Origin of the sequence: Pseudomonas sp. PvP027 (genome assembly GCF_017833005.1) — a bacterium.
Taxonomy (GTDB): Bacteria; Pseudomonadota; Gammaproteobacteria; order Pseudomonadales; family Pseudomonadaceae; genus Aquipseudomonas; species Aquipseudomonas congelans.
Genome location: NZ_JAFIBK010000001.1, coordinates 2,183,248 through 2,195,931, shown reverse-complemented (window position 1 = coordinate 2,195,931; position 12,684 = coordinate 2,183,248). Strand labels below are relative to the sequence as shown.

Annotated in this window: 9 protein-coding genes; 3 read left to right on the top strand and 6 right to left on the bottom strand. The window is 59.9% G+C overall.

From position 1 onward, the window contains the following. Nucleotides 1-28: 28 nt before the first annotated feature. From JOE33_RS09075 to JOE33_RS09065, 3 genes are all read left to right on the top strand, one after another. Complete coding sequence (locus JOE33_RS09075; protein WP_032615865.1) at nt 29-481, top strand: flavodoxin; 453 nt, start codon at nt 29-31, stop codon at nt 479-481. Nucleotides 482-592: 111 nt separating this feature from the next. After that, the gene (locus tag JOE33_RS09070) at nt 593-1,504 is read left to right on the top strand and encodes an SDR family oxidoreductase (protein WP_122579320.1); all 912 of its coding nucleotides are present in this window, start codon (nt 593-595) and stop codon (nt 1,502-1,504) included. 212 nt (nt 1,505-1,716) lie between these two features. Continuing rightward, on the top strand, nt 1,717-2,274 hold the full coding sequence (locus tag JOE33_RS09065) for a hypothetical protein (RefSeq protein WP_187625155.1): 558 nt from the start codon (nt 1,717-1,719) through the stop codon (nt 2,272-2,274). Nucleotides 2,275-2,505: 231 nt separating this feature from the next. On the opposite strand, the gene JOE33_RS09060 is transcribed toward JOE33_RS09065, so the two are convergent. The 6 genes from JOE33_RS09060 to wecB form a co-directional block, all read right to left on the bottom strand. Next, the gene (locus JOE33_RS09060; RefSeq protein ID WP_032615859.1) at nt 2,506-3,309 is read right to left on the bottom strand and encodes a transglutaminase family protein; all 804 of its coding nucleotides are present in this window, start codon (nt 3,307-3,309) and stop codon (nt 2,506-2,508) included. 81 nt (nt 3,310-3,390) lie between these two features. Continuing rightward, nucleotides 3,391-4,263: a hypothetical protein gene (locus JOE33_RS09055; RefSeq protein ID WP_187625154.1), complete on the bottom strand. Its 873-nt coding sequence runs from the start codon at nt 4,261-4,263 to the stop codon at nt 3,391-3,393. 31 nt (nt 4,264-4,294) lie between these two features. Beyond that, nucleotides 4,295-6,259 (bottom strand): tetratricopeptide repeat protein, encoded by a 1,965-nt coding sequence (locus JOE33_RS09050; protein WP_187625153.1) that lies wholly within the window; start codon nt 6,257-6,259, stop codon nt 4,295-4,297. Beyond that, entirely contained in the window at nt 6,256-8,376 is a 2,121-nt protein-coding gene (locus JOE33_RS09045) for a glycosyl transferase family protein (RefSeq protein WP_032615855.1), read from the bottom strand. The genes JOE33_RS09050 and JOE33_RS09045 overlap by 4 nt, the downstream gene beginning before the upstream one ends. A gap of 12 nt (nt 8,377-8,388) precedes the next feature. Further along, on the bottom strand, nt 8,389-10,605 hold the full coding sequence (locus tag JOE33_RS09040; protein ID WP_025991113.1) for a cellulose biosynthesis cyclic di-GMP-binding regulatory protein BcsB: 2,217 nt from the start codon (nt 10,603-10,605) through the stop codon (nt 8,389-8,391). Nucleotides 10,606-10,769: 164 nt separating this feature from the next. Next, nucleotides 10,770-12,020: a UDP-N-acetylglucosamine 2-epimerase (non-hydrolyzing) gene (gene wecB / locus JOE33_RS09035; RefSeq protein ID WP_025991112.1), complete on the bottom strand. Its 1,251-nt coding sequence runs from the start codon at nt 12,018-12,020 to the stop codon at nt 10,770-10,772. Nucleotides 12,021-12,684: the final 664 nt, after the last annotated feature.

Below are 12,684 nucleotides of genomic sequence, written 5' to 3'. Positions count from 1 at the left end.
ACTTTTTTAAGTTGCTGCAGGAATAACCATGAAAGTCGCCATTGTGTGTGGAACGGTCTACGGATCGGCCGAAGAAGTTGCCAGACACGCCGCTGCACTGTTGCGTGCCGCCGGCCATGAAACCCTCGTCAATCCGCGGCTCATGCTGCCTGATCTGCTCGCCTTCGAGCCTCAGGCGATACTCGCTGTGACATCGACTACCGGCATGGGGGAGTTGCCCGATAACCTCATGCCTCTTTATTCAGCGCTGCGTGACCGGCTGCCAGGCGAACTGCGCGGATTGCCCGGCGGTGTGATAGCACTGGGCGATGCCAGTTATGGCGACACCTTCTGTGCAGGCGGTGAGCAGATGCGCGAACTGTTCGCTGAAATAGGTGTTACCGAAGTACAGGACATGTTGCGTCTGGACGGAAGCGAAAGCGTCACTCCGGAAACCGACGCCGAGCCGTGGCTGGAAGCGTTCATCAAGCACTTGGGCTGAAAACATCGCGCTGCTTTATCGGGCATGATTCAGCACAGCGCGTGTTGATTGTGACTATGCAGGGCGTGGACGACACTCATCGCAACGTATTCCTGAGGCATGGAGCCTGCGATGAGCGAGTCAGTGCGTTTTGACGATAAAGTCGTGATTGTGACCGGCGCTGGTGGTGGGCTGGGTCGGGCTCATGCGCTGCTGTTTGCGAAACATGGCGCGCGAGTGCTGGTCAACGACCTGGGTGTTTCTGCGCATGGCGAAGGGGCCAGCGCGTCTGCCGCCGATCGCGTTGTGGCGGAGATTTGCGCGGCAGGTGGCACTGCTATAGCCAGCCATGATTCGGTGACCGAGGGCCACCGCATCGTGCAGCATGCGCTTGACGCGTTCGGGCGTATTGATGTGCTGGTCAACAACGCCGGCATCCTGCGTGACAAGACCTTCGCCAAAATGGAGGACGCCGACTGGGACCTGGTTTACCGCGTGCATGTCGAGGGGGCCTACAAAGTCACCCGTGCCGCCTGGCCTTATCTGCGCGAGCAGCATTATGGACGGGTGATCTTCACGTCATCGACGTCCGGCATCTACGGCAACTTCGGGCAGTCCAATTACGCGACGGCCAAGCTGGGGCTTTACGGGCTGACCCGCACCCTCGCGCTGGAGGGTCGCAAGAATCACATCTTGGTCAACGCCATAGCGCCAACGGGCGGCACACGCATGACCGAGGGCCTGATCCCTGCCAATGTCTTCGAGCTGCTCAAGCCCGAACTGGTCAGCCCTCTGGTGGTTTACCTGGGCAGCGAGCAATGCCAGAGCAGTGGAGACCTGTTCGAAGTGGGCGGCGGCTGGATCGGCAAGGTCCGTTGGCAGCGCAGTCAGGGAGCCTGCTTCGACCCGCAGACAGGTTTCAGCCCGGATGACGTTGCGGAGCACTGGCAGGCGATTGGTGATTTCGCCAATGCAGCGCACCCTGCCGACACCAGCGAGGCGTTGAAGGAAATGATGGCCAACCTGCAGAAGTACGTTGAATAACCAGCCTCTAGAGTTGATGCAAGACCGTGGGTATCGGTTGAACGTGCGCGCCTGTTCAAACTGACGGCTTGATTATGTATGAGAAGTCTCATCGAGTTATGTAAGAGTATTCTTGTGGTCCAGTAGGCTGGGTATGGATTTTTGCACGCCTATCAACCATGCCGCGCTGGCTCCGATATGAAGTTCGAACACATTCATATCTGGAGTGACACATGGCCAAATCAATATGGGGCGATTTTCCGCCGGTAAACGTCGCGGCGCCTCCTGAACGAGTCAAGGTCCAGAAGGCCGCGGCACAGGTAGCCCAGGTGCTTCAGGAGGTGGGCGAAAGTTCGATCGCGCTCAATGCTCTGGCGATGGAGAAGCGCAAGATGAAGCCGCTGTTCAAGGGCTTCAATCCCGAACAGATAACCCCCAATGATCTCAACAGGGCGGGGATGATCCTGTACAAGTTCGGCATGATTGATAATCACACCGCCGAGTTGATGAGTCGCGCAGGCGACGAGTTCGACAAAAAAGGCAAAGTGATCGACCCCAGCAAGGAAATCAACGCGCTGGAGTTTTTTGCCAACCGAATCATCGAAATGAAAGAGAAGGCGCTGAACGGCGATCCATACGCCAAGGCGCTATTGCCTGATTACATCAAGACCATCCATATCATGCAGAACCTTCAGGCATTTGCCGACTCGGGCGACAGTTACGAGATGCGCAAGATCAAGGACATGGAAAACAAGGGGCTGATGAAAAGAACGCCGAATGCCAAGGGTTGAGGCACGCTGCATGGCATAAACGCGAAGAGTGTCAAAACCCGCGGGCAATAAAAAAGGCCGCTGCACAGATAACTGCACGGCGGCCAAACAAAACGCAGGATCAAGGGAGCTTGCAAATCCACGTCGATTTAACGCGCGCAGGTTAACCACCATCAGACGTCCGAAAAATCCCCGCACAGGATATGCAGCATTACCCGACAGGTAACAATTCGCAGCGAATGAGCAGCGCGCTCAATGAACGCGGTGGTTTACCGCTAAACGGCTCAGGCGCTCGGCAAGCTGGAGTCTTTGCAGTGGGTCTTCACTGAGCAACAGCGCGCGTTCCAGATCGAAGCGTTCGGCCTGCGGGCATTCAAGGAACTGGTACAGACTGGCGCGGGCCAGATGATCACTGCTGGTGGCCTGGCCCAGTTCGACGATGCGGTCGGCGTCCTTCAGCGCCGCGAGGACATTATCGTTGATCTGGTGCAGGTGCCGCAGGTTGCGCGACAACCTCTGCAGCATGCTGATCGGGGTGGCGCGTGTCATGTGCTCGGCGCGCAGTTGCAGGGTCGGGCCAAACTGTCTGATCAACAGCTCGCGGCAGTCAGCGGGATAGAGCCTGCGTCCGCTGCAGGGGTCGAGCAGGTGATCGGCGCCTGGCACGCGCAACAGGAAGTGACCTGGAAAATTCACGCCTTCCATCGCAATGTCCAGTCGCCGCGCGATCTCCAGCGCGATCATTGCTAGTCCCAGTGGCTGGCCTCGACGTTGCTGCACGATCTTGTGCAAAAGGGCCGAATCGGGTTTGGGAGGATTCCAGTCATCCTGCTGAAAACCCAGGGCGTTGAGTTGTCGCAACAGCGGTTGTGCAAGTTCAGGCGCAGGCAGGACAGGCAGCGCCGCGCTTATCTGGCGCTGCAACTGGTCCATTTCGTTCATCACCTCATGCCACGCGAAGTGCGCGTCATGTTCGGTCGACACCCATAACGCAGCTTCAAACACCGAGGGCAGTGTCTGTTGCAGGCAGGCCAGGCAATGCTGACGTGGCGTCATTGACCACTCCGTGCGGCTCGAAATCCAGTGCGAAGACTCTTTGTAGCCCTGTGCGCGAATTTCGTCCAGCGCCACTTGTTTCTACTTGCTCAGAGCCTCTATCAGGTCGGGTGTCACATAGTGCGGACCGTCGAACAGGTACAGCGGATAGCCATCGAAGGCTGCGATCTGCGGTTTCAGTTCGGCCGCCGTTGCCGGGCGGAAGCCGCCGCCTACCTGCGGGCGAAAGGCTTCGACGATGATTCTCACGCGATTCTTGCCCAGCCGTTTGCGCAGGGCGTCGGCGTAGGTCCGGGCAACCGGAGCGGTGCGCGCATAAACACCCACGCCGTCCTGAAAGAACACGCCGATGTCGTCCGGCAGCCAGGTTTTCAGCCAGTCCGCCGTGGCGGCGGGCCCGATGTTGGCGCCATCGTAGACGCTGATCCATAACGGTCTGGGCAGCTTCGCCAGCAGTGCGGGTAACTCCTTGGCACGGCTCCAGCTGGGGTCGACCTCGGCGGGGAAATACCAGCCAGTAACATTGAGCGGCGTTTTCACCTTGGCCAGTTGCGCCGAAAGCACCGCCAGTTGCTCGATATTGTCCCGTGAGCGGGTTTCGCTGAAGTACCCGGCCAGCCCGAGGATCACCTCCTGCGCCCACGGCTCCTTGCCGATCCGTGTCCAGTCCGGCAACACCGGCACACTGGCCATCGAGGTGCCCGGTATGAACGACTGATCATCGACCGCCGTCCACTGCACGAGCAATTGCCTCGCGCCGAGCCTGTCCCAGTTGCCGCTTATGCCTACCGTTGCGTTATCCGGTTGCCAGACGATGCCGACGACCCCCGGGCCCTTGGGCTGGATCAGCAGATACAGCTCGCTGGTGCCGAGGGCGATCGCCCCCACCAGTAGGGCGGCCACCGAGGTCTTGACCAATGTTGCCTGTCGCAGCAGTGCGGCCAGAGCCTTCAAACATTACTCCCTGATGGATGACGGGCGCGGATCACCACGAAAACGTCATGCGTGCGAAGACGCCTTGTGCACGGTCATCACCAAATATTTTCTCGCGGTATTGCACAGAGACATCGACGTACGACTGTGGTGCCTTGTATTTGTCCTCACGGAACCAGTACCGCACGCCCGTACCGACGCCTAGCCCGCCAGCGTTTCCGGATGATGTGCTGCTACGGCCCAGGCTGTCGACCTCACTGCGCATCTTTGAATCGTAGTCCACTGCGGCGACCACGTGGGGGAACACCACCAGCCGCGGGCTGATGCTGTCCAGACGGAAGCTGCGCCCGACCTGCCACTCACTGTTGAAGTAGTTGCGCTTGTCCTGCAGATAGCGCCCGCCTTCAGCGTACAGCTGCGAAGTCCACCAGCTGGGTACATCGACGCGCAGATCGGTGCCGATGCTCGAGCCGTAGCCCAGGCGCACCAGCCAGTCGCCATCGGCGTTTGAGTTGCCCAGCGGAAAGGTGCGTTCGAAGGCGCCGATCACGTTGACTGCGCTGAACGGCTTGACCCGGATACCGAGCGCGCCCTGCAAAGCGTCCGCGCCTGTGTCGGAGTCGCCTTCCTTGCTCCACAGCGTGTCGGTGATACGCCCGTAAAGCTCGACGAAGCGCGCATTGCGGTAACCGAAGGGGCGCCAGAACACTTCGGTGCTGTTCTGCACGCTGTCATTGCTGCCGCCGGGTGCGCCGCTCAGGCCGCTGCTGGTGCTGGCGCCCCGATAAGTCGTGGTGTTGGTCAGGCCCCATTCACGGGACAGATCAGAAACGGCGCGTCGGGTGTCGAACACCTGTTGCGCGGGCATCTGCAAATCACCGGTCTGCTGATAATCGAGCACGCGTTTGAAGTAGGCGATGGCCTGCGCATCATTCGACGTGCGCATCGCGCTGTAGGCGGCATCCTGCACTTCGCGGGGCTTGAGACCGGACTGACGGTCGACACGCTTGAACGTATCCAGCGCGCCTTGATCATCGCCCGCCTGGCTGAGGAAATAGGCAATCTGCACTTCATCGCCGGGTTGCAGTTCGCCCGCATCGCGAGCTTGCTGCAGACGTTGCAGCGCCTCACTCGGCTGGCCCATGGCGGCATACAACGAGGCCTGTTCACGCAGGGGCAGGTTGCCGACCGCCATTGCCTGGGCGAAGTCCTGACGCGCACCATCCTGATCGCCCAGGCGTTGACGCATTTGTCCGCGCTGGACGAGCAGGGTAGCGTCGTTGCCATTCAGCGCCAGCGCTTCGGTGGCCGCAGAGCGTGCTTCGGCATACTGTCCTTGGGCAATCAGCGCGCTGACCAGCAGCTTGCGGTAGGCCATCTGTTTCGGAAAACTGCGCACAGCCTCCCGCGCTTCGCTGACTGCAGTGTCGTTATCACCGCGTGCCAGTGCCTTGTAGCCGGTGGCTGCCTTATCGACCGCCACCTGCTCCTGAATCGCCTGCCGACGACGCGTCAGGACCTGTTGCGGCCCCAGCGCCTGCTCGGCATCGTTGATGGCTGCCTGTGCCTCATCCAGACGCTGCTGACGTTGCAGCGCCTCGATCAGCATCATGCGGTAATCGAGGTTCTTCGGTGCCTGGGCAACGGCCTTGCGCGCATGACTGGCCGAGTCGTCGTAGTCGCGCTTGGCGTAGGCGCGCAGCGCCTGATTGCCTTCCAGATAGCCAGGTTGAGGACGTGTCTTGTAAGCGCGTTGCGGGTGATCGCGGCGGTACTTGTCGCGTTCGGCCAAAGTAATGAGGTCACGCAACTGCTGAGCGTCACCGCGCTGACGCAACGCTTCGTTGGCTTTGGCGATGGCCAGGTCGTAATCCTTGCGGTTGTAGGCCATGTAGGCTTCGTTGGCGATGGCATAGGCGGGTCCGGTCAACGGCAGGGGCAGTGTGTCCGCCTGGCTGAGCGGTGCGACAAGACCCAGGCCGCTCACCAGCAGCGACAGGATGAAGGGGCGCTTCATAGTGGCTGCTCCGTTTGATCGTCAGATCGGTAATGGTTGTGCTGACGTGCCACAGCCTGTTCGATGGTTTCTCTGGGCAGCACGCCGATGTCGACCAGATAATCGCCGATCCGGCCATGCACATGCGGACGGTAGCCGAGCATGGCTTTCTGGAACACTTCGCGGTCCAGCAGGCCTTGCTCGATCAGCAGATCGCCCAGCAATGGCGCCCTGGCTGGAAGCGGCTGACCCTCGACCACCTGCAACTGACGCAACTGCGCAACGATGTCGCTCTCACGGGCAATCAACTGCACCGGCTCGGCACCCAGCTGTTCGGTAATCTGCTGCAGACCGTCAGGCGGCAGCGGGCTGGCCACTGCAATTTCCTGGCGTCCCAGCGCATTCCTTTGCAACGGCACGACACGCCAGCGCAGGCAGAACTCATCGGCCAGTACATCGGTTGTCGAACGTTTACCGGCAATGTCGAACACGCGCGGCAGGTCGTTCTGAAAGGCGATGGCCTCAGCCAGTGTTTCGTCGTCGAGCCAGCCATGACTCAACAGAATCCTGCCCAACGGCAGCTGGCGGGTCTGTTGTTCGGCCAGTGCGGTCTGCAGTTTTTCGTCGTTGATGGCTTGCCAGGACAGCAGCACGCTACCCAGACGGCGGGGCGCGACGGCAATCAGGTCGGAGGACGGAAAGTCGTGCATGGTCTTGTCCCAGACCAGCTTGCGGTTGAGCACCTTGCCCACCAGAAACATCCGCCAGGCCCGAGCCGCAGCCATGAAGTTGACGAAGTTGCCGACCACCATGCGCGGTATCGACAGCAAGCCATGCTGCCAACCGTAAAGCACGGTGGTGAAGTAGCAGCGATGAAGGATCCGCCACAGCAGCGCGATGCCGTTGGCTACCAGCAGATACTGAATCAGGCCGGTGGTTTCAAAGGGTGTCGGAAAGCTGGTGTTCCACAGTCCGCTGGAGCGCAGCACAATAAGCACCAGCAATTGAATGAGGATGGCATAAGCAAGGATGCTGACAAACGATGTCACCACACCCTTGCGGTCCCGAAACAGCAGGTATCGATTGGCCAGCGAGCCGGTCCAGCCCATTTGCTCCCAGCCTTGCAAACCGATACCCAGCGTCCAGCGCGCTTTCTGGCGAAAGGCGGTGCGGAAGGTGTCCGGGAAGAATTCGCGCACGCAAAGCGGCATTTCCAGCGTCGACTCATAAGGCTTGCGGAACCACGATTTGCGCAGCACCCGGAATTGCACCGGGAAGCGTACGAAGATCGCCTGCATGCCGTACTTCGCCAGCCGCGCGCCGACGTCGTAGTCCTCGGTCAGGCTTTCGGTATTGAACGGCTGGTTCTGGTTTTCATCCGCCAGTACCATCAGCGCACGTCGCGAGAAACAAGTGCCGACGCCAGCCGAAGGCACGGTGTCCGTCATGCTTTCGCGTACTACCAGGTCCTTGCCGTGCCATTCGGCGAACTCGTCCATGTAGGTGCCGGCCACCCATTCGTACCAGTTGCGTTCCAGCGACACGACCGGCAACTGGATCATGTCCTTGCGTGGCAGCAGGTAATTGAACAGGCGCAGTTCAAGCGGGTGCAGCACGTCTTCGCTGTCGTGCAGGATGGTCCCGGCGAACTGTACGGAATGAGTCTTCTCGTACAGAAAAATCGCCTGGATCACCCAGTTCAGGCAGTCGGCCTTGCAGGTCGGGCCGGCGTGCGGCACCTCCACGCGGTGCAACTGCTTGTAGCGGCGACGCATGCGCTCCACTTCATCGATGGTGCGCTGGTCGTTGATGTAGGTGCCGACGAACACAACGTAGTTCTGATAGTCGAGCGTCGACACCATGTTTTCGATCATCGGCGCGATGACGTCGTATTCCAGCCATGCCGGAACCATGATTGCCAGCGGCTGCTCGTCGCGGGCAATCAACTGCTCGGCAGTCAGTGGCCGGTAGCGACGTTCGGCGGTGAACTTGCGGTACAGCCGCCGCGACCAGTACCAGATATCGATGAACAGGTCATCGATACTCGATACCAGGATGATCAGCCCGACAATGATCGTCGCGACTTCCAGCACGCTGTAGTAATGGGCCAGCCAGTAAGGCCAATAGAGCGACGTCATTGCGGCGGCCTGTTACGAGCGATTGCGACGGGCGCTACGGCCAGCCAGCAACAGAATGAGAAAAAGTACGATGCCGGCCGGGATCAGCCACAGCAGCGACGGTTTGCGCCAGGCGTCGATGCCGGTGCTTTCCTCCTCCTCGATCATCTGGCTGCCGGTCGGGTCCTTGGCGTCGAAGGTAGCGACCGGGCCGCTGTCAGCCAGCAGCGCGGCGTTGCCACGTTCCAGCAGTACCGGGCGTTCGAAAACCGGGGTCTGACCGCCCAGCGTGCGATAGATCATGCCGTGCTGGCCGCCTGCTTCGATCACTTGCAGCGAAGCCAGGTGGTTGAGCGACTTGAGGTCAAGCAGCGTCTGCTCTTTGTGGTTGATCAGCAGATGCCCGTCGTTGCTGGCCTTGACCGACTCGGCGCCGTCCTTGATGGGCAGTTCGAAGGCCAGGAAAGACTTGGCCGGGGTCACGGCGACGCTGGCGTCATCGCTGACGCTGAGCTGTGCGCGCAATGGCGAGACGCCGGACGCGCTGGCGATGCGGATGACTTGCGGCAGGCTGCTGGCCGGGCGCTCAAGATAGCCCTTGGGCACCATGATCTGCGTGTCGGTGGCGAAGCGCGCCGCCATGCCCGAGAAGTTTTCGTCGGGCGTTACCTTGTCCAGCACGATGTGGCTGGTCGGCAGTACCGAGATCGGGAACGCCTGCGGCGTTTCCAGGCACTGGTTGCTGACTGGCTGACGCTGGAAAGACACACGCAGGACGTTCTGCGCCGCCAGTGCGTACTGCGGAATCCGGGCTTCGATGCGCTCTTTCTTGCCATCGGCAGTCAGTTGCATCGCACCGATCAGGTAATCATTGAGGAACAGCGTGGCAACCGGTGGGGTACCCGATGCGCCGGGGGCGGCAGCGATATCGATCATCGCAGTCACCGGTACGCGACCGTCATAGGCAACGCTGCCCAGCGGGAACGAGGCGCTCCAGTCGGTTTTTGCCAGCACATCCACCGTGCCGGGCTTGCCGCCCAGGCGGGTCAGTGCGACGCGACCGTCTTCGCTCAGCGGCATGGCGGCTTCTTCGCCGATGGTCAACTGGCGATTGCGCGCCAGTTTGTTCCACGCCGAACTGAACAGGCCGATGGCCTTGTCGGCCGACTCCGGCTTGATCATCAGCAGTGCACGATTGCCCAGCAGGGCCAGACTCACGTCATCCCCGGCGCTGTTGGCGAGTGGCTTTTTGATATGACGTTCGCGCCATTGGCCCAATGCGCTGGCCGCCGAAGCATCCAGACCTTGCACCTGCGCCTGGAGAGCGTCCATGGCGTCGTCGATTGCCTTGAGCAGCTGTGGATCGCTGATCGCCAGGTCGGCCTGCAAGGCCGGTGTCTGGCCGAGCATCAGCAATGCACCGATTTCCGCCGGGTCGCGCAGGGTGTACTGGCCCTTGCCTTCGAGCCCTGCAAACGCCGGGATCTGCTTGAGTTCTGCCGGAATAGTCAGGCCGCTCAGGTCCACGCTGTCCTGCACCGCAGGGAACGGCAGGATGCGTGCCTGCTTGCCGATGCGCTCCAGCGCTACGCCCAGACGCCAGGCGGCATCGTAGCTGGCGTTCGACAATGTGCCGGGTGCAACCAGCAGCCCGGGCTTGCCGGGCAGTGCATTCCATACTGCGCCGACGTCCTGCAACTGGCTGGCGTCGTAGCTGTAGGTCAGGCGCGTGTGCGGATCGATGCGCAACACGTTGCCGATAGCGCGTTCATCTTCGCAGAGCACTTTCGAGATCACCGACGACCAGGCAATCCCCAGCCGCACAGAACCGTTTTCGCGCGCTGCCTTGTCGACGCCCAGTGTCGCACTGGCGTTGCCCTGTTCTTCACTGAGGCCCAGCGCACGTACCGGATAACCGTCCAGCGACAGCAGCAGCGTGTTGCGGCCTGCCTCGCCGTTCAGATAGCTGGCATCGAAATTCAGCGTGGCCTCGGTCAACGGCACATTGGCAGGCACCGGCAGGTACAGCTCGCGGCGGGCATCGCTGGCATTGAGGATGATCGGGCGATCAATACCCAGCTCCCTCAGCTCGACCACTCTCTCCTGGCGATTGTCGGCAGTGATTCGGTTGATCGCCTGGGTCAGCGGGCTTTCGGCAGCCAGGGCGAATGCAGGCATCAGAGCCAGCAGGCTCACCCCGCAGGCAAGTACGCCAAACGCGCCCATGTTTACGGCAACGGAAGATTTCATCGTGCAGATCTCGGTAAAGGCTCAAGGCCATTGGGTCTTGATACAGGCGCCGGTCTTCTACAACGTTTTTCGGGCACTCGGTCTGAACCGGGTGCCCGTATCGTTTGCGGACTGCTTCCTGCGGATTTTTAGGGTTTGCTTGCGCTACCTGCGCGTCCTTCGTGCTAACTGGCCATCGAGCGCAACTCTGCATGTTCGTGCTGGGGCTTGATTCGCGTATCCAGTTGCATGTCCACCGGGTCCTGGCGCTGACGCGGCAGCTCGGCGACAAATTCATCCACCGGACGGCCCATCAGGGCATCGACGATCCGTGAACTGGCTTTACCGTCGCCATAAGGGTTGGCTGAGCGGGAGGCGTTCTGCCACAGGACGTCATCGTCAAACAGGGCGTTCACGCCACGAATGATGGCGTCCGTTTCTGTGCCTACCAGGCGCACGGTGCCTGCGGCGACCGCTTCCGGGCGCTCGGTGACATCGCGCATGACCAATACCGGTTTGCCCAGCGACGGCGCTTCTTCCTGCACGCCACCGGAATCGGTGAGGATCACGTGAGCGCGTTGCATCAGGCGCACGAACGACAGGTAGTCCAGCGGTTTGATCAGGTGCACGTTGGGCAGTTCGCCCAAGTGCTCGGTCACTGGCCCCAGCACGTTGGGGTTCAGGTGCACCGGGTAGACGATCTGTATGTCGTCGCGTCTGGCAAGTTCGCCCAGCGCCTTGCAGATGTTCAGGAAGCCGTCGCCAAAGTTCTCGCGACGATGACCGGTCACAACCAATACTCTGCGCTCGGGCACCAGGAACGAAAACTGGCGATCAAGGGCGTGGCGCAACTGACGGTTGCTGTCGATTCGTTGCGCGGTCAGGTGCAGGGCGTCGATCACGGTGTTACCGGTCACGAACGAGATCCCCTGCAGGCGCTCGCCCAGCACGTTGCGGCGCGACTCGGCGGTGGGGGCGAACAGGTGATCGGAAATCAGATCGATGCAACGACGGTTCATCTCTTCAGGCCATGGCTGACGGATGTCGCCGGTGCGCAGGCCTGCTTCGACGTGGCCGATGGGGATGCGGCGATGAAAGGCCGACATGGCCGCCACCATTGCCGATGTGGTGTCGCCGTGAACCAGCACCTTGTCCGGCTTCATCTCGTCCAGAATCGGGTCGATCGCCGCGTAAAGCGCAGCTGTCAGCGAGTTCAGTGTCTGATCGGGGCGCATCACATCGAGGCTGTAGTCGGCTTTGAGCTCGAACATGTCCAGCACCTGTTGCAGCATGCTTTGATGCTGCCCGGTAATGCAGATTCTTGAGTCGATACCTGGCTCTGCAGCCAGTGCTCTGACCAGGGGAGCCATTTTGATGGCCTCCGGACGAGTACCGAAAATGGAAAGGACCTTCATTCTGGGGTGCAGACCAGCCATTATTTCCTCCCGCGCCTTTAGCGCGCCGCACAGCAGCAAAAAAACCAGGCTGAGAACAGCTTGGTCGTTTGCGAGTTGATGAATTTCTCGGGCGGAAAGATCGGAGTTTGTGGCTCGATGTTCACTTCAGTGTGAATGTAGCAATATGCCTTGTTACCCGGAGTTGTCGGGATTATTAACAGAACAAGATAATAAAGCAAAACGTTTTATTAAGTATTTTTCAAAGTAATGATGGGTATGAACTTTAGAATTTCACCACGGTCAGTACAGGATTGTTTTTTTGAAAAATGACGTTATGACCAATGAATACGTGGATTTCAGAGGTTTTCAGTAACGCTTTTCCGACTGCTTTGAATGCCAACCTACCCGCGATAGTTATGGCTGATGGCAAAAAGCTCCAACAAAAAGGGCAGCGCTGAGGCATGCGTCACTACAGCAGAATCCTGACGCCTGTTTAATGACAGGAAGAGAGAAGGGGTTCACAAAAATGACGCTAATATAATGACGGTCGGGAACTTTGATTAGGTATCGAGTTTGACACGCTGACAGGCAGACGGGATGTTAGGAATGGGCTTAGATACTGTTCAAGTTGTGCGGCATATACAGTATTGAGTTGTAGCAGCAATACGAATGATTGCCCAGCCTTTAAATGAGAATGATTGGC